Annotated in this window: 20 protein-coding genes; 13 read left to right on the top strand and 7 right to left on the bottom strand. The window is 64.5% G+C overall.

Features of this window, described 5'->3' with window-relative positions; genetic code table 11:
- The 3 genes from ACX3OZ_RS04030 to ACX3OZ_RS04040 all read left to right on the top strand — a co-directional run bounded on the left by ACX3OZ_RS04030 (position 1) and on the right by ACX3OZ_RS04040 (position 3,399).
- Positions 1-615: a TRAP transporter small permease subunit gene (locus ACX3OZ_RS04030; RefSeq protein ID WP_459103885.1), complete on the top strand. Its 615-nt coding sequence runs from the start codon at positions 1-3 to the stop codon at positions 613-615.
- Between the two features lie 65 nt (positions 616-680).
- Positions 681-1,988 carry a TRAP transporter large permease gene (locus tag ACX3OZ_RS04035; RefSeq protein WP_459103886.1) on the top strand — a complete coding sequence of 436 codons (1,308 nt, stop codon included), beginning with the start codon at positions 681-683 and terminating at the stop codon, positions 1,986-1,988.
- Between the two features lie 208 nt (positions 1,989-2,196).
- Positions 2,197-3,399, top strand: coding sequence for a pyridoxal phosphate-dependent aminotransferase (locus ACX3OZ_RS04040; protein WP_459103887.1), 1,203 nt, complete (start codon positions 2,197-2,199; stop codon positions 3,397-3,399).
- Positions 3,400-3,444: 45 nt separating this feature from the next.
- Here ACX3OZ_RS04040 and ACX3OZ_RS04045 read toward each other — a convergent pair whose 3' ends face one another.
- The 4 genes from ACX3OZ_RS04045 to pxpB all read right to left on the bottom strand — a co-directional run bounded on the left by ACX3OZ_RS04045 (position 3,445) and on the right by pxpB (position 6,870).
- Positions 3,445-4,362 (bottom strand): LysR substrate-binding domain-containing protein, encoded by a 918-nt coding sequence (locus ACX3OZ_RS04045; protein WP_459103888.1) that lies wholly within the window; start codon positions 4,360-4,362, stop codon positions 3,445-3,447.
- 73 nt (positions 4,363-4,435) lie between these two features.
- On the bottom strand, positions 4,436-5,203 hold the full coding sequence (locus ACX3OZ_RS04050; RefSeq protein WP_459096499.1) for a LamB/YcsF family protein: 768 nt from the start codon (positions 5,201-5,203) through the stop codon (positions 4,436-4,438).
- Between the two features lie 12 nt (positions 5,204-5,215).
- On the bottom strand, positions 5,216-6,175 hold the full coding sequence (locus ACX3OZ_RS04055; protein WP_459096500.1) for a 5-oxoprolinase subunit C family protein: 960 nt from the start codon (positions 6,173-6,175) through the stop codon (positions 5,216-5,218).
- Positions 6,172-6,870, bottom strand: a complete 699-nt coding sequence (gene pxpB, locus ACX3OZ_RS04060; RefSeq protein ID WP_459103889.1) for a 5-oxoprolinase subunit PxpB — start codon at positions 6,868-6,870, stop codon at positions 6,172-6,174. Before pxpB ends, ACX3OZ_RS04055 begins: the two co-directional genes overlap by 4 nt.
- Before the next feature lie 304 nt (positions 6,871-7,174).
- Here pxpB and ACX3OZ_RS04065 point away from each other — a divergent pair, with 304 nt between their 5' ends.
- From ACX3OZ_RS04065 to ACX3OZ_RS04090, 6 genes are read left to right on the top strand one after another with little or no spacing between them, the layout of a single operon-like run.
- Complete coding sequence (locus ACX3OZ_RS04065; protein WP_459103890.1) at positions 7,175-7,843, top strand: 4-carboxy-4-hydroxy-2-oxoadipate aldolase/oxaloacetate decarboxylase; 669 nt, start codon at positions 7,175-7,177, stop codon at positions 7,841-7,843.
- A gap of 38 nt (positions 7,844-7,881) precedes the next feature.
- Positions 7,882-8,868 (top strand): D-erythronate dehydrogenase, encoded by a 987-nt coding sequence (denD, locus tag ACX3OZ_RS04070; protein ID WP_459096503.1) that lies wholly within the window; start codon positions 7,882-7,884, stop codon positions 8,866-8,868.
- Complete coding sequence (locus ACX3OZ_RS04075) at positions 8,865-9,611, top strand: SDR family oxidoreductase (protein WP_459096504.1); 747 nt, start codon at positions 8,865-8,867, stop codon at positions 9,609-9,611. The genes denD and ACX3OZ_RS04075 overlap by 4 nt, the downstream gene beginning before the upstream one ends.
- Positions 9,612-9,630: 19 nt before the next feature.
- A complete protein-coding gene (locus ACX3OZ_RS04080) occupies positions 9,631-10,566 on the top strand; it encodes a 2-hydroxyacid dehydrogenase (RefSeq protein ID WP_459096505.1) in 936 nt (311 codons plus the stop codon).
- 31 nt (positions 10,567-10,597) lie between these two features.
- Positions 10,598-11,365 carry an SDR family oxidoreductase gene (locus ACX3OZ_RS04085; protein WP_459096506.1) on the top strand — a complete coding sequence of 256 codons (768 nt, stop codon included), beginning with the start codon at positions 10,598-10,600 and terminating at the stop codon, positions 11,363-11,365.
- A 2-nt stretch (positions 11,366-11,367) separates the two neighbouring features.
- On the top strand, positions 11,368-11,856 hold the full coding sequence (locus ACX3OZ_RS04090) for a gluconokinase (protein WP_459096507.1): 489 nt from the start codon (positions 11,368-11,370) through the stop codon (positions 11,854-11,856).
- Between the two features lie 79 nt (positions 11,857-11,935).
- Here the strand turns inward: ACX3OZ_RS04090 and ACX3OZ_RS04095 are convergent, their stop codons facing one another.
- The 3 genes from ACX3OZ_RS04095 to ACX3OZ_RS04105 all read right to left on the bottom strand — a co-directional run bounded on the left by ACX3OZ_RS04095 (position 11,936) and on the right by ACX3OZ_RS04105 (position 15,283).
- Complete coding sequence (locus tag ACX3OZ_RS04095; protein WP_459096508.1) at positions 11,936-12,967, bottom strand: L-idonate 5-dehydrogenase; 1,032 nt, start codon at positions 12,965-12,967, stop codon at positions 11,936-11,938.
- Between the two features lie 138 nt (positions 12,968-13,105).
- Positions 13,106-14,116, bottom strand: coding sequence for a LacI family DNA-binding transcriptional regulator (locus ACX3OZ_RS04100; protein ID WP_459096509.1), 1,011 nt, complete (start codon positions 14,114-14,116; stop codon positions 13,106-13,108).
- Between the two features lie 84 nt (positions 14,117-14,200).
- Positions 14,201-15,283 (bottom strand): Gfo/Idh/MocA family oxidoreductase, encoded by a 1,083-nt coding sequence (locus ACX3OZ_RS04105; protein WP_459103891.1) that lies wholly within the window; start codon positions 15,281-15,283, stop codon positions 14,201-14,203.
- 131 nt (positions 15,284-15,414) lie between these two features.
- Between ACX3OZ_RS04105 and ACX3OZ_RS04110 the strand changes: the two genes are divergently transcribed.
- From ACX3OZ_RS04110 to ACX3OZ_RS04125, 4 genes are read left to right on the top strand one after another with little or no spacing between them, the layout of a single operon-like run.
- The gene (locus ACX3OZ_RS04110; RefSeq protein WP_459096511.1) at positions 15,415-16,137 is read left to right on the top strand and encodes an SDR family NAD(P)-dependent oxidoreductase; all 723 of its coding nucleotides are present in this window, start codon (positions 15,415-15,417) and stop codon (positions 16,135-16,137) included.
- Positions 16,138-16,151: 14 nt separating this feature from the next.
- Positions 16,152-17,312: a Gfo/Idh/MocA family protein gene (locus ACX3OZ_RS04115; RefSeq protein WP_459096512.1), complete on the top strand. Its 1,161-nt coding sequence runs from the start codon at positions 16,152-16,154 to the stop codon at positions 17,310-17,312.
- Entirely contained in the window at positions 17,309-18,223 is a 915-nt protein-coding gene (locus ACX3OZ_RS04120; RefSeq protein WP_459103892.1) for a sugar phosphate isomerase/epimerase family protein, read from the top strand. Before ACX3OZ_RS04115 ends, ACX3OZ_RS04120 begins: the two co-directional genes overlap by 4 nt.
- 46 nt (positions 18,224-18,269) lie before the next feature.
- Positions 18,270-19,295: an ABC transporter substrate-binding protein gene (locus ACX3OZ_RS04125; RefSeq protein ID WP_459103893.1), complete on the top strand. Its 1,026-nt coding sequence runs from the start codon at positions 18,270-18,272 to the stop codon at positions 19,293-19,295.
- Positions 19,296-19,309: the final 14 nt, after the last annotated feature.

Below are 19,309 nucleotides of genomic sequence, written 5' to 3' on the forward strand. Positions count from 1 at the left end.
ATGAGCCAGGAGAGCCGGGTTGCCGACAGCTATCAGGACGTGTCGACCCTCGAGTCGACACCGTTCCAGCGATTGGCGAAAACCCTCGTAGCGATGGCGGCGCGGCTCTCCGACTTTGCCGGACTGCTGGCCATCATCTGTCTGGTGGCCCTGTTGGGCCTGGTGCTGGCGCAGACGCTGGCAGGCATGCTGAGCCGGACCTTTCCGGCGGCCAGCGGCGCGATGTCGGTATCGTGGGAATATGCCGGTTACCTGATGGGCGCTGCCTTCATGCTGGCCATGCCCTATACCCTGTTCCAGGGCGGGCATATCCGGGTCAATCTCATCTTCGACAACGTGCCACACCGCTACAAGCGCTGGCTTGACGTGCTGGCGTCGCTGATCGCGCTGTCGATCGTGACCTTGCTGGCGCAGGCGCTGGTGGTGATGACCTATCGGTCGATCATCGGCAACAGCCTGTCCACGGCGAGCCTGACCCCGATGTGGATACCAGAGGGCGCCTTTGCCTTCTCGGCGTGTCTGTTCAGCCTGCAATTGCTGGCGCGGATCATCGCGCTGATCGCTGGCCTGCCCCCGGAGCGACACAAGAGTTTCGTCGGCGCCCCGAGCGAATAAACCCCTACTGCAAATCGAACCGAGGCTGCCGGGCGCTGGCCAGGGCAAGTCGACGAGGACGTCTCATGGCGCTGTCATCTATCGTATTCGTAAGTATGCTGTTTGCCAGCCTGGCGCTCGGCGTGTGGGTCGGGCTGGCCCTGCTGATCACCGCGGCGGCCATGGTCGTGCTGTTCACCAGCATTCCGCTTGGCGGGTTGTTGGCACAGTACTCGCTGAACATCCTGACCACGCCCGATCTGGTCGCGCTCCCGCTGTTCATCATCATGGGCGAGTTCCTGTTCCGCACCAAGCTGTCGCAGTCGCTATTCTCGGGCTTGGCGCCCTGGGCCGGCCTGCTGCCGGGCCGCCTGCTGCATGTCAATATTATCGCCTGCACCATCTTTGCCGCGATTTCGGGCTCGTCGGCAGCAACTACCCAGGTGGTCGGTCGCATGTCGCTGACCGAGCTGCTGAAGCGCGGCTATAACCGCGATATCGCCATCGGCAGCCTGGCTGGTGCCGGCACGCTCGGCTTCCTGATCCCGCCCAGCACCATCATGATCATCTATGGCGTGCTGGCCCAGGAATCGGTGCTGCGCCTGTTTGCGGCCGGCGTTGTGCCGGGCGTGATGCTGGCCATGCTGTTCAGCAGCCTGATCATCATCAAGACACTGCTCAATCCCTCACTGGTGCCGGAATCGGAACGCGCCCTCAGCAAGATGCCCATGCGTGAGCGACTGGCCGCCACCAAGCATCTGGTGCCGGTGTTCAGCCTGATCCTGCTTATTCTGGGCACCATGTATGCCGGCATCGCCACCCCCACCGAAGCTGCCGCCATCGGCGTCATCGGTGCGGCCATCGTCGCGGCCATCGATCGCACGCTGAGCTGGCAGGCGATCAAGGAGGTGGCCTATGGCTCGATCCAGACCTGCGCCATGATCGGTCTGATCATGATCGGCGCCACGGTGCTGAGCACGGTCAGCACCATCATGGGCTATCCCCAGGCCATCAATGGCTGGGTCGAGACCATGAACCTGTCGCCCTTCATGCTGATTGCCATGATGCTGCTGGTCTATCTCGTGCTGGGCTGCTTCATGGATGGCTTCTCCATGATCGTCACCACCCTGCCGGTGTTTCTGCCGCTGGCGCTGGCTGCTGGCTTCGACAAGGTCTGGTTCGGCATCTTCATCATCATCGCGGTGGAAATGTCCCAGGTCACGCCGCCTGTCGGGTTCAACCTCTTCGTCATCAACGGACTGACCGGCGACAAGCTGTCCTATATCGCCAAGGTCACCATCCCCTTCCTGTTGCTGATGGTGGTCGCGGTCGCCCTGCTGGTCTGGTTCCCCCAGGTCGCGCTGTGGCTACCCAACACGCTGTTCGGCGGCTAGGCGACTACTCTTCCGACGAGAATGAGAGCCGGCGATTTGCTTCAGTCATATCGCTGGCTCTTTTCATCCATCGCTCTGGCTTATGGCGGGAGAGCAATTCCGGGGCTACCGGGACCGGCCTCCCGCCATGGCATTATGAGCCGGCCGCCCTGGCCCGCTATCCCCGCTTTACCCGGATAGCTCCTTCAACCGCGAGTGCTTTCCCGAAATGTTCAGACCCGCCGACCGCCTTAAGTCCGTCACCATTTCAGCTTCGGCCGCCATGGCCGACAAGGCCCGCGAACTGCGCGCCGCCGGGGTGAAAGTCATCTCCCTGGCCGCCGGTGAACCCGATTTCCCGACTCCGGCCCACGCCATCGAGGCGGCGCATCAGGCGGCGCTGGCCGGCGACACCAAATATCCGCCCCAGACCGGCACCGTGGCGCTGCTCAAGGCTATCCAGGCCAAGTTCAAGCGCGACAACCAGCTCGATTACGCTCTGGATGAAATCCTCACCGGCAATGGCGGCAAGCAGATCATCTTCGACGCCATCATGGGCACCTGCAATCCGGGCGATGAAGTGATCATCCCGTCGCCGGGCTGGATCACCTATGCCGATATCGTGCATCTGTCGGGCGCCACCCCGGTGGCGGTGGCGTGCCCGGAAGAGACGCTGTTCCGGCTCCGTCCCGAGGATCTGCGCGCGGCGATCACCCCCAAGACGCGTTGGCTGATCATCAATTTCCCCAACAATCCCAGCGGCGCCGCCGGCCCGCGCGCGGATCTGGAGGCCATTGCGGAAGTGCTGCTGGAGCATCCCCATGTCTGGGTGCTGACCGACGACATCTATGAGCATCTGATCTATGACGGCGCCGAATTCGCCACCATCGCCCAGGTGGAGCCCCGCCTCAAGGAGCGGACGCTGACCGTCAATGGCGTCTCCAAGGCCTATGCCATGACCGGCTGGCGCGTCGGCTATGCCGGTGGTCCGCGGGAGCTGATTGCCGCTATGAACGCCATCCAGTTGCAGGCAACCGGCGGCATCTGCACCCCGGCGCAGGCCGCGTCGGTGGCGGTGCTGAACGGTCCGCAGGACTTGCTGGCCGAGCAGGCCGAAATCTACCGCACCCGCCGCGACATGGTGGTCGAGCAGTTGCGGCTGGCGCCCGGCATCACCTGCCACAAGCCATCCGGCGCGTTTTACGTGTTCGCCAATATTGCCGGCCTGATCGGCAAGACCACGGCGGGCGGGCGCAAGATCGATAGCGATACCGATTTCGTGTTTGCGCTGCTGGCGGAACATCACGTGGCGACCGTGCAGGGCACGGCCTATGGCACGAGCCCGTATTTCCGCATCTCTTACGCCACCGACACCGCCTCGCTGGAACTGGCCTGCGAGCGGATCATCAGCTTCTGCAAGGGCATGCATTAAGCGCCAAAATGGACCACCCGCTGATGGTGGGTGGTCCAGACGCTGCTAGAGGCGGGCGTCGAGCAGCAAGGATGAGTTGTCCCGCATCAGCCCGACCAGCAATTCATGCACCGCATAGGCGGCATCGCTCAGCCCGGTGCTGTCGGGGATCGCCAGCGAGACCGGCATGCTCATGGCCGGCGCGAGCGGGCGCAGGGTGACGCTGTCGCCGGTCACCATCGAGCGGGCGACGCTGGCCGGCAGCACCGCCGCGCCCAGCCCATCCGACAGCGCCGCCGCCAGCACGTGGCGCGACTGCACTTCGGCGACGATGGTCGGGGTCAGCCCGGCGCTGCGGCAGTGGCGGTCCACCATCTGGCGCAGGAAGGATTCCTCGGTCGGCAGGATCATCGGCAGCCTCGCCAGCGTTTGCAGGTCGATGGGACCGGGCTCCGCCGGCAGCAGCGTTTCCGACGCCATCAGGCAGAATTCTTCCTGGTACAGCGTCTTGTAGTGCAGGCCCCGGGGCGCGGAATCGCCATAGAGCAGTCCCAGATCCATCCGGCCGCGCAGCAGCATTTCGCTGAAGGCCATGCCGAAAATATCGAAGATATGCAGCAGGATGCCGGGATGCTCGCGCCGCACCGCGCGCAGCAAAGCCGGCCCGAGCAGCGAGGCCGAACTCCATGGCGCCAGCCCCACGGTGACATTGCCCGACAGGCCCCCCGCCGTGTCCTTGACGTTGCGGCGGGCTTCTTCGAGCTGGCGGTGGATGGCGCTGGCATAGCGATACAGCACCATGCCGGCCGGGGTCGGCGTCACGCCGCGCGGGCTGCGCACCAGCAGCTTGACCCCGAATTCGAGTTCGAGACCGGCGATCTGCTGGCTCAACGCCGGCTGGGCCAGGCGCAGCACGCCAGCGGCCCGCGTCACGCTGCCCAGATCCACGACTTTGACAAAGGCGTTAAGGCGACGGATGTCCATGACGATCCCCATTTTTTAGTCCAGCGTGCTGTATCATGCGCGGTCCGCTGAGTACCAAATGAAGATATCGGCCTCAGGCGGCAATCTCGGTCGCCGGGGCTACTGCGCCGCCGGCCTCCACGATGGCTTGGCGCACCGCCGCAGCGATCTGCGCGGCCCCCGGCGTGTCGCTGTGGATCAGGATGGATTGGGCGCGCATGCCGATGGACTGGCCGTCGGCGGTGAGCACGGTGCCGGATTCGACGAAGCGGTGGATGCGCGCCTTGACGCTGTCGATCTCGGTGATCAGCGCGCCGGACTGGCCGCGCGGCACCAGCGAGCCATCCTCGCGATAGCCGCGGTCGGCGAGGAACATCTGGATGGTGCGCAGCCCGGCTGCCCGGGCCGAGAATTCGACCTCGGTGTCGGGCATGGAAAACACGATCAGATCGCGATCGACCGCCGCGATGGCTTGGGTCATCACATCTGCCAGCTCGCGGTTGGCGGTCGCCATATTGCCGAAGGCGGCGTGATAGCTGACATGGGTCACCTCATGGCCAGCAGCGGCGGCAAAGCCTTGCAGCGCGCCGATCTGGTAGATCAGCATGTTGCGCATGTCCTTGGGGTCGACCGCCATAGTGCGGCGGCCAAAGCCCAGTAGATCGGGCAGGCCGGGATGGGCGCCAATGCCGATGCCGCCCTGTTTGGCCATGGCAACGGTATGCGCCATGATGCTGGGGTCGCCGGCATGAAAGCCGCAGGCGACATTGGCCGAGGTCACCGAGCCGAGAATGGCGGCGTCATCGCCGACCGAATAATTGCCGAAGCCTTCGCCCATGTCCGAATTGATATCGAGCTTCACTGGTGTCTCCGTCTATCGAGTGTGGGCAATGTGCAGCGCGCCAAGGGTCTGGCGCAGGTCGGTCAGATAATCGTCGATGTCGGCCATGGCCTGCTGGGCGGTGGCGAAGTCGACTTCGACAAATTGGATGCGGCTGCCGAGCCGGGCCTGGCCGATCCGGGGCAGGTCGGCTTCGATGATGCCGGCCAGCCGGAGATAGCCGCCGGCGGTATTGGCGTCGCTCAACTGCACGATGGGCTGGCCCGAGGGGGGCAACTGCACGATGCCGGCCACCACGCCATAGGAGCGCATTTCCACCGGCTTGGGCAATTTCAGCTCCGGCCCGCGCAGCCGATAACCGGCCCGGTCGCTTTGCGCCGAGATGGTCCAGTCTGCCGACCAGAATTCGGCCTGTAGCGCCAGCGGCAGCAGGGTGAATTCGGCGCCGACAATCGCACGAACCTGTTGCACCGGGCCGGCAGCATAGGCCGGTGGCAAGGCGCCGATCTCCCAGGCCGATGACGCCGCCGCCGGACCGAGCGGCAGGTGATCGCCCGCCCGCAAGGCCCGGCCGTCGAGGCCGCCAAAACCGCCGCGCAGATGGGTGCTGCGCGACTCCATCACCAGCGGCACGGCCAGCCCGCCGGCGATGGTGACATAGACCCGCGCGCCGCGTTCGGGCGCCGCGATGAGCAATTCCTGGCCGGCCTGCGCCTGGCTCGTCCACCAGGGCGGCAGGGGGGTGCCGTCGAGCTGGGCCGGCGCGTCGGTGCCGGTCACGGCAAAGCGGGTGGTCCGGGTAAAGCGCAGGCGGAACGGGAAGGTCTGCAGCTCGATGCCGGCGGCGCCTTCCTCATTGCCGACGAGGATATTGCCGACCCGCAGGGCCAGCTCATCCATGGCGCCGGAGGTGCCGATGCCGATGGAGCGGCGGCCGAAGCGGCCCAGATCCTGCACGGTATTGAGCGTGCCGCAGTCGACGATCTCAATCACAGCAAAATCCTCTCGGCGCGGAACCGCACCCGGTCGCCGGAGCGCAGCACGGCAGGCTCGGCCAGGGTGGCGTCGAACAGCTTCATCTCGGAATGGCCGATGGCGTTCCAGCCATTGGGCCCGGTGGTGACGGCAACGCCGGTCAGCATGCCGCCAATGGTCACCGAGCCGGTCGGCATGCTCAGCGAGGGGGTGGTCTTGCGCGGCATGTGAATGCGCGGGTCCAGCCCATGCAGATAGCCAAAGCCGGGCGAGCTGGCGACGGTGACCACGGTATAGTGGCCCGCGCCATGAATTTCGATGACCTCGCGCGGCGTCAGGCCGGCGCGTTTGGCGACGGCCAGCAGGTCGATGGCAAGCTCCCCGCCATAGGTGACCGGAATTTCAATGCAGCGGCCCGCGATCCGGGTCGGCGGCAGATTGGCCCAGGCGTGGCGAACCCGCTGGCTGACCGCCTCGATATCGGCGCAGCCGCTGCGCGTCAGGATAACCAGCAGATTGGTGACGCCGATGACCACTTCGGCGACCTCGCTCCAATCGGCCAGATGTTCGGCCAGGCCCCAGACGCGCTGCTGCACGGTGATCTCGAAGTCGCCCGGCGCATCCAGCATGAGGGCGCGCGAGCCGACAAAGCTCAGCGTCAGCCCGCTTTCTGCTGCATGGGTCGCGGGCGGGGCGATTGTCGTGGCGTCCATGCTCAACGGTTTTCATCTCTGGGGAAGTGGCCCGCAATTTAGGAATGAACGGCGGGCACGGCCAAGCGCGTCTTGTTCTTAGGCCATAAGGACCAGCGATAGGGGCGGCCAAGCCATAGCCGTTTTCTATAGCCCGATTGGACATTCGGTATTGGTCAGCCTCCTGCGATCCCGCCAGACTTCGCTCAATACCAACACCGAAATGGGGGCGAAACCGGCGCAATCAGGCCGTCGCGACCATCGCGTCGTCTCCCTGTCCTGCGCTCGTTCCTGCCTCCCCCAATCCAACCCCAAGGTTTTCCAAATGGCCCATGTCATCCGTAATTTCGAGCGCCCCGCCAAAGCCGACCTCGAAGCCATCGGCAAGTTCAGCCCGGCGACGATTCACGAAGCGCAGGGCAAGCTGGGTGCGCTCGATCCGCAGATCAAGCCGATCAAGCCGGGCCTGAAATTCTGTGGCCCCGCGATAACCGCGCAGTGCCATATCGGCGACAATCTGATGATCTTCGAGGCCATCAACCTGGCCCAGCCCGGCGACATTCTGGTGCTCAGCGCCGGCAACAATCCCAATCAGGGGGGCTTTGGCGACGTGCTGGCGGCGGCCTGCATCGGCAAGGGCATTGCCGGTCTGGTGATCGACGCCGGCGTGCGCGATGGCGTTGGCCTGCGCGCCATCGGCTTCCCGGTGTTCTCGCTGGGCCTGTGCATCAAGGGCACCTCCAAGGACACGCTGGGCACCATCAACAATCCGGTGGTTGTCGGCGGTGAACTGATCCGTCCGGGCGACATCATTGTCGGCGATGACGATGGCGTCGTGGTAGTGCGGACCGACAATGTCGCCAAGCTGGCCAAGGCCTGCCAGGATCGCGAGGATACCGAAAGCCAGTTGATCGAGATGCACCGTAAGGGTCAAATGTCGATCGAGGACCGCTATGAGATGATGCGCTCCAAGGGTTGCGTCTGGTCCGACTGATTCGAGCTCCCGACCGCTCTCGTAAACAGGATAAGTAAATGCATGTATTGATCGTGGGGGCGGCCGGAATGATCGGCCGCAAGCTGGCCAGCCGGCTGGCTGCCGATGGGGTAGTGGCGGGCAAGCCGATCGAGACCCTGACGCTGACCGATATCATCCAGCCGCCGGCCCCGACCGGGTTCGCTGGCAAGATCGAGCAGGTGGTGTCCGATCTGTCGGTCGCTGGCGCCGCAACCACGCTGGTGGCCGGCCGTCCCGACGTGATTTTCCATCTCGCCGCCGTGGTTTCGGGCGAAGCCGAAGCCGATTTCGAGAAGGGCTACCGCATCAATCTCGATGGCGGTCGCAATCTGTTCGAGGCGATCCGCCTCGAAGGCATCAAGCAACCCTATTGCCCACGCGTGGTGTTTTGCTCCTCGCTGGCGGTGTTCGGCCCGCCCTTTGCCTCGCCCATCGGCGATGACTTCCTCACCGCGCCCTCGACCAGCTATGGCACGCAGAAGGCGATGACCGAAATGCTCCTGGCCGACTACAGCCGGCGCGGCTTTTTCGATGGCATCGGCATTCGACTGCCCACCATCTGCATTCGCCCCGGTACGCCGAACGCGGCGGCTTCGGGCTTCTTCTCCAACATCCTGCGCGAGCCGCTGGTGGGGCAGGAGGCGGTTTTGCCGGTCGATGACAGCGTGCGCCACTGGTTCGCCAGCCCGCGCTCGGCCATCGGCTTCCTGCTGCATGGCGCCAGTATCGACCTGAGCGGGTTGGGCACGCGCCGCAATTTGATCATGCCGGGCCTGTCGGCCACCGTTGCCGACGAAATCGAGGCGCTGCGCAGCGTGGCCGGCGACAAGGCCGTCCGCCTGATCCGCCGCGAGCCCGATGCGCGCATCATCAAGATCGTCGATGGCTGGGCCTATGACTATGCCCCGACCCTGGCGTTGTCGCTCGGCTTCCGCGCCGAACAGACCTTTGCCGAGATCATCACCGCCCATATCGAAGACGAATTGGGAGGTACCCTGTCATGAGCGGCGGTATTGCCCTGGTCACCGGCGCCGGCACCGGCGTCGGCAAGGCCATCACCAAAGCCCTGCTGCAGTCCGGCTACAAGGTGGTCATGACCGGCCGCCGCGCAGCGGTGCTGCAGGCGGCTGCTGCCGAACTGGGTGGCGACACAATGGTGCATGCCGCCGATATCGGCGTGCCGGCTGACGTGGCAGCTTTGTTCGCCGCCGTGGTCAGCACCTATGGGCGGCTCGACCTGCTGGTCAATAATGCCGGCATGTCGGCCCCGGCGGTGCCCATCGATGAGCTGGATTTCGAGATCTGGAATCAGGTGGTGGCGGCCAATTTGACCGGGGCCTTCCTGTGTACGCAGGCCGCCTTCCGCCAGATGAAGGCGCAAAGCCCGCAGGGCGGGCGCATCATCAATAACGGCTCGATCTCGGCCACCACGCCGCGTCCCAACTCGGCGCCCTATACCGCCACCAAACACGCCATCACCGGCCTGACCAAATCGTCGGCGCTCGATGGCCGGCGCTTCAACATCGCCTGCGGCCAGATCGATATCGGCAATGCCGGCACCGACATGACCAAGGAGATTGCCGGGACCGGTGCATTGCAGGCGGACGGCTCGACGGCGATGGAGCCCACCATCGACAGTGCGCTGATCGGCCAGGCTGTCGCCAATATGGCAATGCTGCCGCTCTCGGCCAATGTGCTCACCATGACGCTCATGGCCACCCAGATGCCTTTCGTCGGCCGCGGCTGACCTGCTGGAAAGACTTGTCGTGAAGCCTGATCTCGTCCTCACCTATCCGCTCATGCCGGCCATCGAAGCCGAACTCGCGCAGCGTTTCTCCGTGCATCGCTGGCATGAGCAGTCCGACCCGGCCAGGTTTCTCCAGCAGGTGGGGCCAGTGGTTCGCGCCGTGGTCACCGGTGGCCATCTGGGGTTGGCCAAGGACATGGCGGCGGCGATGCCCAGCTTGGAAATCGTCGCCATCAATGGCGTGGGCTATGACAAGATCGATCTCGAACAGGCCCGCGCGCAGGGCTTTCGCGTCACCAATACGCCCGATCTGATGGCCGATGATGTCGCCGATCTGGCGATCGGGCTGCTGGTCGGTTTCAACCGCCAGCTGGTGCGCGGCGACAGCTATGTGCGCGACGGCAGCTGGGCCGCCGGCGAAATGCCGCTCGGCCGCAAGGTCGCCGGTGCGCGCTATGGCATTTTCGGCATGGGCCGCATCGGGGCCAGCATCGCCCGGCGCCTCGAGGGCTTTGGCGGCAGTATCGCCTATGCCAATCGCTCGCAGCGCGAGGTGCCTTATCGCTATTATCCGTCACTGCTTGAACTGGCCGCGGCCAGCGATGTGTTGATCCTCGCCGCTGCCGCGACGCCGGAAACCCGCCATATCGTCGGGCGCGAGGTGCTTGATGCGCTTGGTCCCGATGGCCTGCTGATCAATGTCGCCCGGGGCGCTTTGGTCAATGAGGTCGAGCTGGCCAGCGCCCTACGCGAGCGCCGGTTGCGGGGCGCGGCGCTGGATGTATTTGAAAGCGAGCCCAACGTCGCCACCGATCTGTTGGCCGCCGGGAATCTGCTCGTCGTGCCGCATATCGGCGCCGCGACCGCGGAAACCCGGCAGCAGATGGGCCGGCTGGTGCTGGCCAATCTCGATGCGCATTTTTCCGGCCAGCCCTTGCCCTCGCCGGTGCTCTAGCACCCGCCTCATACCCACACAGGATGACAGCATGAGCACTCACCATTTCGATCTCAGCAACCGGCTGGCGCTGATCACCGGCTCAAGCCAGGGCATTGGCCTGGCGCTGGCGCGGGGTCTGGCCGGCTATGGCGCCAGGGTGGTGCTCAATGGCCGTGACGCCGACAAGCTCGAAGCCGCCGCCGCGAGTTTGCGGGCCGACGGGCTGGCGGTGGAGATTGCCGCCTTTGACGTGACCGACCATGACGCGGTGGTGGCTGGCGTCGATGCGGTCGAGCAGCGCTTCGGCGCCATCGAAATTCTGGTCAACAATGCCGGCATGCAGTTCCGCAGCGCGCTGGAGGATTTCCCCGTCGACCGCTGGGAGCAATTGCTGCGCACCAATGTGTCGAGCGTGTTCTATACCGGCCAGGCCGTGGCCCGACACATGATCGCGCGCGGGCGCGGCAAGATCGTCAATATCGCTTCGGTGCAGGCCGAACTCGCGCGCCCCGGCATCGCGCCCTACACCGCCACCAAGGGCGCGGTGCGCAATCTGACGCGCGGCATGTGCACCGACTGGGCCAAATATGGCATCCAGATCAACGCCATAGCGCCGGGCTATTTCAAGACGCCGCTCAATCAGGCGCTGGTCGACAATCCTGAATTCTCCTCGTGGCTGGAAAAGCGGACCCCCGCCGGGCGCTGGGGCAATGTCGATGAGCTGGTTGGCGCTGCGGTGTTCCTGGCCTCGGATGCGTCGAGCTTCGTCAATGGCCATACGCTCTATGTCGATGGCGGCATTACGGTTTCGCTCTGAAAATGACGAGCCAGTTCATCGTCATGGGGGTCAGCGGTTGCGGAAAATCGACGCTGGCCGAGGCGCTGGCCGCCAGCTGGAGCGTGCCCTATATCGAGGGCGACGAGCTGCATGGCCCGGCCAATGTCGCCAAAATGGCCGGCGGCATTCCGCTCGATGACACTGATCGCTGGCCCTGGCTCGACCGTATCGGCGCGGCGATTGTCACAGAAAATCGTGGCGCGGTCGCGAGTTGCTCGGCCCTGCGGCTCGCCTATCGTGACCGGCTGCGCTTGGCCGTTGGTCCCAATTTGCGCTTCGTCATGATCGATTTGCCCCGTTCCGTCTTGGAGCAGCGCATGGCCGAGCGGACTGGCCACTACATGCCGCCGGCGCTGCTCGACAGCCAGTTGCGCACGCTGGAACGCCCGAATAATGAGCCGGATGTGTTGATGGTCGACGGCACCCAGCCGCTGGCCGGCATGGTCGAGGCAGTCAGCGCCTGGCGCTGATAGCAGCAAGAAAAGAGGCCGGTTTCTGCCCCTTTTCTTGCAGCATGCTGACGGTTTTCTGGTGGTTTGCAGAAACGGCCTAAGCCATTTCGAGCTGCACCTTCATGGCCACTTTGCGATCCGACGCCAGCTCGAACGCCGCCACGGCGTCGGCCAGCTTCATGGTGTGGGTGATCAGCGGTTTTACGTCGATCAAGCCACCCTGCATCAGGCGGACGGCGGTTTCGAATTCCTCATGGAAACGGAACGAGCCTTTGAGCGAGAGTTCTTTGGCGGTGATCGACTGCACCGGCAAATTCATGTCGCCGCCCATGCCGACTTGCACGATCACACCCTTGGGTCGGACTGCGGCAATGCCACTGGCCAAAGCCACCGGCGCGCCCGAGCATTCGAGGTGAATGTCGAAATAGCCCTTGTCGACGCCATAGGCGGTCATCGCCTCGGTATCGGTTGCGGTGTTGATGGTCCGGTCGGCGCCGGCGCGCTTGGCGTGTTCCAGCGTCTGGTCGGTGATGTCGGTGATGACGATCTCGCTGGCGCCGGCGCGGCGGGCGGCCAAGACGCAGAGCACGCCGATGGGGCCGCTGCCGGTGATCAGCACTTTCTTGCCGAGGACTTCACCGGCCTGGCGGACGCCGTGCAGGCAGACCGCGAGCGGCTCGGCAATCGCGGCTTCGCCGGCGCTGAGGCCGTTGGCGACGACGCATTGGCTGGCATCGGCCACCAGCTCCTCGCGGAAGGCGCCCTGAATATGGGGGAAGGGCATGGCCGAGCCATAGAAGCGCATATTGAGGCAGTGGTTCTGCTTGCCTTCCTGGCAATAGCGGCAGTGGCCGCAGGGGCGCGACGGGCTGACCGCCACCAGATCGCCCAGCTTGAGCGTGGTGACGCCCTCGCCCAGCGCGGCGATGCGCCCGGAGACCTCGTGGCCCAGCACCATGGGCTGCTTGATCCGGACCGTGCCGAAGCCGCCATGATTGTAATAATGCAGGTCCGAGCCGCAAATGCCGCCGCGCTCGATGCGCACCAGCACCTGGCCGGGGCCGGGGGCCTCGGCGGCGCTGTCTTCGATGCGCAGATCCTTGGGGGCGTGAATGACGATGGAACGCATGGTGACCTCAAATAACCGGAGTGAGCACGGCATGGCCGTCGAACTGGGCCGCCAGATTATCGAATACGAGCCTTGATTGATAATAAGCATTGTTATCGATAACTGTCATGGCCGACAAGCCTCCGAATGGCGATACCCCTATGTGCTTTGGCGCACTACCAGACTGATATCGGTGAGCAGGATGCGGGGCTCGGCGTTGCCGCCGGCGGCGATGGCCTCGAGCATGGCGTCGCCGACGCGGGTGCCGATCATCCGGGCCTGCACATCGATGGTGGTCAGCGCCGGCATGGTGGCCTCCGACACATCGTAATTGCCGAAGCCGGCAATGGCCCATTGCCCAGGCACGGCGATGCCCTGGCGCTGGCATTCCGCCAGCATGCCGAAGGCCAGCAGGTCGGAAACGCAGATCACCGCGTCGAGATCGGGCCAGCGCGCCTGCAAGGCCTGTACCGCCTGGGGGCCTTGCTTGAGGGTGATCGGCGGCTCGCCAAAGGCCAGCACGCGCGGCGCATCATGGCCGGCGGCCAGCACCGCCGCTTCATAGCCGCGCCGCCGCTCGATGCCACGCGCGTCCTGCGCGGCGGTGCCGCCGACAAAGGCAATGCGGCGATAGCCGGCTGCATGCAGATGCTCGACCATCAGCCTGCCGGCGTCGAAATTGGAGAAGCCGACCACCTGACCGATGGGAGCGCTGGGGATTTCCCACATCTCGATCACCGGCACCCCGGCATTGGCCAGCAGCCGGCGGGCGCGCTCGGTGTGGTCGCCGCCGGTCACCACGATCGCTTCGGGGCGCCGCACCAGCAGGGATTCGATGACGCGCTCTTCTTCCTCGATCTGGTAGTTGGTGTAGCCGAGCAGTACCTGCAGCCGCGAGCCGGCCAGCCGGTCGGTCAACCCCTGCACCGTCTCGGCGAAATTGGAATTGTTCAGCGTCGGAATCACCACGGCGACGAAGCCGGTGCGCCCCGCCTTCAGCCCTGCCGCCGCACCGTCGAGCACATAACCCAGCGTCTCGGCGGCGGCCTGGATGCGCTGGCGCGTGGCCTCGGAAACCGCGCCCTCCTGCCGCAGCGCCCGCGATACGGTCATCGCCGTCACGCCGGCCAATCGGGCCACGTCGGCCATTGTCGGCGATCTGCGTTGCATTGGGCATTCCTCCAGACGAGGCGCTACTGATATCGATAACGTCTGGTCTTGTCATCGTTGGGAAGGGAGCACGGTGGGGCCGGGCTACAGCTCGACCACCCGCCCTTCAGCAATCGACTGCTCGGCCGCCAGCACGATTTCGAGGCTGCTCACCGCCGCCGCCATGGCGTCGCTGAGGTCGATATCCTCGATGATGGCCTTGAGGAAAAACGCCTGTTCGCGGTCGCATAATTCCTGGTGGGTCGGCTCGTCCTCGGTCGAGATGAATTCGTCGGGGCGGAGGAAATTCTTGTCCGGCCCGACTTCGGCATGATGGATGCGCAGCATGTCGGTTTTGGTGTGGCGGTCGATATCGGCGGAGTCGGTGATCTCGTGCAGCTGGTCCTTGCCCGAGGACGAGCCCGGCACCATCGACACCGCGCCCTTGGGGCCGATCACGTCTTTGACGAAATAGGCGGTCTCGCTCATCATCGGGCCCCAGCCGGCCTCATACCAGCCGACCGAGCCGTCATCGAAGGTGACATGCAGATGGCCGTAATTCTGCTTGTCGGCGTCGGCCCATAATTTGGCGCCGATGCCATGCACGCGGACGGGTTTGGCGCCGGTCATCTGGCACATCACGTCGACATAATGCACGCCGCAATCAACGATTGGGGTCAGCGAGTCCATCAGGTTCTTGTGGCCATACCAGGCGGGGCCATTGCTCTGCTGGTTGAGATTCATCCGCATCACCAGCGGCTTGCCCAGGGTTTGGCTGAGTTCGATGAATTTGATCCAGCTCGGATGCACCCGTAAAATATAGCCCAGCACCAGCTTGCGCCCGGTTCGCTGCGCCGTCGCCACCACCGCCTTGGCATCGGCGACATTGGTGGCGATGGGCTTTTCCATGAACACATGGGCCCCGGCCTCCATCGCCTTGATGGCGTATTCGGCATGGGTATTGGGCCAGGAATTGATCGAGACGGCGTCGGGCCTGGTGGTGGCCAGCGCGGTGTCGAAATCCTCGAACAGGGGCAGGCCCTGCAGCTCGTCGGGGATGCTGGCGGATTTGATCGACCGGCTCATCAGCCCGACAATCTCGAAGCCCGGATTGTGCAGATAGGCCAGCGCATGCGAGCGCCCCATGGTGCCGAGCCCGATGACGAGAATTCTGATTGGTGCGCGCATTTTGCCCTCCGATTTGGCCCACGAGACCATGGCGCACCCATCGAGGGCAAGGTGCTTGGCATTGTCGCGCATCGAGCCGATTGCCAGACGGCCAATCCTCGGCGATGGTGGGGACAGGGGGGAGTTTGCCGATGCAGGTCAACTTCGATTTTTCTGCCGCGTCGGTGCTGGTTGTCGGCGCCAGCCGGGCCGGCATTGGTGCGTCCATCGCCCGCGCGTTTCAGGCGGCGGGCGCCAACGTCACCATCACCGGCGTTGAAGACCAGCCGGCCGAGGATGATCGCGAGCGCTTCCGCTATGTTCAGCTCGATGTCACCGATGGCGCTGCCGTCAGCGCATTGGGGCAGAGCATCGACAGGCTCGACATTCTGGTCAATTGCGCCGCCATCACCGCGCGCGGCGAGGAAATGGACCCGGCGTTTTTCGCCAAGGTGGTCGACGTCAATCTGCTGGGCAGTTTCCGCACCGCCGAGACGTTTTACCCCCAGCTCAAGGCCAGCGGCGGCAGCCTGATCAATATCGCCTCGATGTATGCCCGCTTCGGCAGCCCGCGCAATCCGGCCTATGGCGCCAGCAAGGCGGCGATTGAGCAGCTGACCAAATCGCTGGCCATCGCCTGGGCCCCGGACGGGGTGCGGGTCAACGCCATCGCGCCCGGCTTCATCGTCACCGAACAATCTGCCCGTAGCCGCACCGATCCGGTGCATGTCGCCAATGTCACCACGCGCACCCCGCTCGGGCGCTGGGGGCAGCCCGACGACATTGCCGGGGTGGCGCTGTTTCTGGCTTCGGAAGGTTCGGGCTTCATCACCGGGGCCTGCATTCCGGTGGATGGGGGTTATTCGGTGGTTTAGGCGCGGGAGGATTTATGACCGGATTGCATGATCTGGGTGTTGCCATCATCGGCACGGGCTTTATCGGCAGCGTGCATCTGGGGGCGCTGCGGCGGCTGGGCGTGCGCGTCACCGGTGTGCTCGGCTCGAGCGCCGAACGCGGTGCCGAACGGGCGGCGGCGCTTGGCGTGCCTCAGGCCTATGGCTCACTGGAAAAGCTGTTGGCCGATCCGGGCGTCGATGTGGTGCATGTCACCTCGCCCAATCATGCGCATTATGCGCAGGTCAAAGCCATTCTGGCGGCCGGCAAGCATGTCATTTGCGAAAAGCCGCTGGCGATGACCTCGGCGGAATCGGCGGAAATGGTTGCGCTGGCCCGCGCCAGCAATCGCGGCGCTGCCGTCTGCTACAACACGCGGTTTTATCCGCTCAATCAGCAGGCGCGGGGCATGGTCGCGGCGGGCGAATTGGGCGAGATCCGGCTGATCACCGGGCATTACCATCAGGATTGGCTGGCCGAGCCGAGCGACTGGAACTGGCGGCTGGAGGTCGGGCAGGGCGGGGCGCTGCGCTCGGTCGGCGATATCGGCACTCATCTGCTCGATCTGGTCAGCTTCATCAGCGGCTTGCGGCCCACCTCAATCCTCGCCGATCTCGCCACCTTCATTCCTGAGCGGCAGCGGCCGCTGGGGCCGGTGGAAACCTTCGCCAGGTCCGGGGCGCAGGCGAGCGAAACCCGCCGCATCGAAACCGATGATGCGGCGCTGATCCTGCTGCGCTTCGGCAATGGCGCGCGCGGCGCCATCACCACCAGCCAGATCAGCCATGGCCGCAAGAATGCGATGAACTGGGAAATCAGCGGCTCGGCCAGCTCTGCCGCCTGGCACTCCGAACAGCCCGAGCAGCTCTGGCTCGGCCATCGCGATGCGCCCAATCAATTGCTGCAGCGCGATCCGGGGCTGCTGAATGCCATCGGCAGCGCGGCGGCAAGCCTGCCCGGCGGGCATGTCGAAGGCTTTGCCGATACGTTTTTTGCGCTGTTCCGCGCGGTCTATGCCGATGTGCTGGCCGGCGGGCGGTCGGCGTCGGCGACTTACGCCAGTTTTGAAGATGGCCATGAAGAAATGCTGTTCTGCGATGCGGTGCTGCGCAGCGCCGAACAGGGACGCTGGGTCGATGTGGGAGTGAGCCAATGAAGCTGGGAATTCTGACCGCGCCCTTTGCCGATGAAGGGCTGATGGATGTCGCCGACTGGGCGTCGAGCAGCGGCTTTACCGCGCTGGAAATCGCCTGCTGGCCCCGCAGCGGCGGCGAGACGCGGCGCTATGCCGGCACCTCGCATATCGATGTGGCCACGCTGTCACCCGGGCAGGCGGCGGATATCAATCAGGAGCTTGCCGCACGGGGGCTCAGCATTTCCGGGCTGGGCTATTATCCCAACCCGCTGCATGCCGATGCGGGCCATCGCGAGGCGGTCATTGCTCATCTCAAGCAGGTCATCACTGCCGCCGGCCTGCTCAAGGTGAAGGTGGTCAACAGTTTTATGGGCGGCGACCGCGCGCTTAATGTCGAGGACAACTGGGCGCGGGCCAAGACCATCTTTGCCCCCATCGTGGCCCATGCGCGCGACGCCGGGGTGACGCTGGCCTTTGAAAATTGCCCGATGATTTTCAGCCAGGACGAATGGCCGGGCGGCCACAATATCGCCTATTCGCCAAGGATCTGGCGGCGCATTTTCGAGACCTGGGGCGATGGCGTCGGGATGAATTACGATCCGTCCCATCTGGTCTGGCAGATGATCGACCAGCCCCGCTTCATCCGCGAATTCGGCCCGAAAATGGTCCATGTCCACGCCAAGGACGTGATGATCGACCGCGACGGGCTGTATGAAAACGGCATCATGTCGGTCGGTATCGGCTGGCAGATACCGCGCATGCCGGGCCTTGGCGATATCGACTGGGCCCAGTTCTTCTCCGGCCTCTACCGCGCCGGCTATGACGGTCCGGTTATCATCGAGCATGAAGACCGCGATTTTGAAGGCACAGACGACAAACTCAAGCGCGGCTTCCTGTTGGCGCGCGATGTACTCAATCCATACGTGAAGTGATCAAAAGAATATGCAAGACTGACCATAGTCTTAAGGGAGGACTACCATGACGAAGCTGCTCATGACCGCCAGCGCGGTCGCTATTCTACTTGGTCTCAGCGGCGCCGCTGCGGCCCAGGAATACAAGATCGGCGTCTCCAACACCGTGCAGGGCAATGGCTGGCGCGAGGAAATGATCTGCTCCATCAAGGCGCAGGCCCTCGATTCCGGTCTGGTCGCCTCGCTCAATATTGCGCACCGCAATACCGACGCGGCCGGTCAGCTCGAAGACATCCGCAATCTGATCCAGGCCGGTGTCGACGCCATCGTCGTCAATCCAGCCAATCCCGAAGGCATCAATTCGGCGATCAAGGAAGCCACCGATGCCGGCATCGTCGTGGTGGCGGTCGATCAGGCGGTGACGGAGCCCTCCGCCTATGTGGTGTCCAACAACCAGGAAGAATACGCCTATCTCGGCGCCAAATGGCTGTTCGAGCAGATCGGCGGCAAGGGTAGCGTCGTCTATATGCGCGGCGCCGCCGGGGCCTCGGCCGATGATGATCGCGATAAAGGCTTCAAGCGCGCTCTGGCCGAATATCCGGACGTGAAAGTGGGCCAGGAAGTGTTCACCAACTGGCAGCAGGACCAGGGCAAGCAGCAGATCCTCGACTATATGGCCACCGGCATCCCGTTTGACGGCGTGTGGACCTCGGGCATCGACAACGTCATCGTCGACGCCTTCGTCGAATCCGAAACGCCGCTGGTGCCGGTCGTCGGCGCCGACAATGCCGGCTTTGTTGGCCAATTGGCCAGCGTCGAAGGCCTCGTCGGTGCAGCAGTGACCAATCCGGGCTCGATCGGCGGGGCCGGCGTCACCGTCGCGTTGCAGATTCTTCAGGGCAAGGCGCCAGCCGAGAAGACCGTGCTGGTCACGCCTGAGCTGTGGGACAACGTCTCGGAGGAAGGCAAGGCCAAGATCGCCGCGGCGCAGAACCCGAACCTTGATTCCGAATGGCCGGTGAGCACCTCGATTCCGGACTTTACCACCTACACCACCGAGGAAATCATCGCCTGCAAGGGGCCCGGCGAGTGATCTGATCGCTGTCC

This window comes from Devosia sp. A369 (assembly GCF_054489345.1).

Coding starts and splice junctions, on each gene's coding strand:
- ACX3OZ_RS04095 (WP_459096508.1), bottom strand. CDS start 12,967: ATGCGTTCCATCGTCATTCACGCCCCCAAGGATCTGCGCATCGAAGAC.
- ACX3OZ_RS04065 (WP_459103890.1), top strand. CDS start 7,175: ATGGCCCATGTCATCCGTAATTTCGAGCGCCCCGCCAAAGCCGACCTC.
- ACX3OZ_RS04125 (WP_459103893.1), top strand. CDS start 18,270: ATGACGAAGCTGCTCATGACCGCCAGCGCGGTCGCTATTCTACTTGGT.
- ACX3OZ_RS04035 (WP_459103886.1), top strand. CDS start 681: ATGGCGCTGTCATCTATCGTATTCGTAAGTATGCTGTTTGCCAGCCTG.
- ACX3OZ_RS04045 (WP_459103888.1), bottom strand. CDS start 4,362: ATGGACATCCGTCGCCTTAACGCCTTTGTCAAAGTCGTGGATCTGGGC.
- ACX3OZ_RS04105 (WP_459103891.1), bottom strand. CDS start 15,283: ATGCGCGCACCAATCAGAATTCTCGTCATCGGGCTCGGCACCATGGGG.
- ACX3OZ_RS04115 (WP_459096512.1), top strand. CDS start 16,152: ATGACCGGATTGCATGATCTGGGTGTTGCCATCATCGGCACGGGCTTT.
- ACX3OZ_RS04075 (WP_459096504.1), top strand. CDS start 8,865: ATGAGCGGCGGTATTGCCCTGGTCACCGGCGCCGGCACCGGCGTCGGC.
- ACX3OZ_RS04120 (WP_459103892.1), top strand. CDS start 17,309: ATGAAGCTGGGAATTCTGACCGCGCCCTTTGCCGATGAAGGGCTGATG.
- ACX3OZ_RS04100 (WP_459096509.1), bottom strand. CDS start 14,116: ATGCAACGCAGATCGCCGACAATGGCCGACGTGGCCCGATTGGCCGGC.
- ACX3OZ_RS04090 (WP_459096507.1), top strand. CDS start 11,368: ATGACGAGCCAGTTCATCGTCATGGGGGTCAGCGGTTGCGGAAAATCG.
- ACX3OZ_RS04085 (WP_459096506.1), top strand. CDS start 10,598: ATGAGCACTCACCATTTCGATCTCAGCAACCGGCTGGCGCTGATCACC.
- ACX3OZ_RS04030 (WP_459103885.1), top strand. CDS start 1: ATGAGCCAGGAGAGCCGGGTTGCCGACAGCTATCAGGACGTGTCGACC.
- ACX3OZ_RS04110 (WP_459096511.1), top strand. CDS start 15,415: ATGCAGGTCAACTTCGATTTTTCTGCCGCGTCGGTGCTGGTTGTCGGC.
- denD (WP_459096503.1), top strand. CDS start 7,882: ATGCATGTATTGATCGTGGGGGCGGCCGGAATGATCGGCCGCAAGCTG.
- ACX3OZ_RS04040 (WP_459103887.1), top strand. CDS start 2,197: ATGTTCAGACCCGCCGACCGCCTTAAGTCCGTCACCATTTCAGCTTCG.
- pxpB (WP_459103889.1), bottom strand. CDS start 6,870: ATGGACGCCACGACAATCGCCCCGCCCGCGACCCATGCAGCAGAAAGC.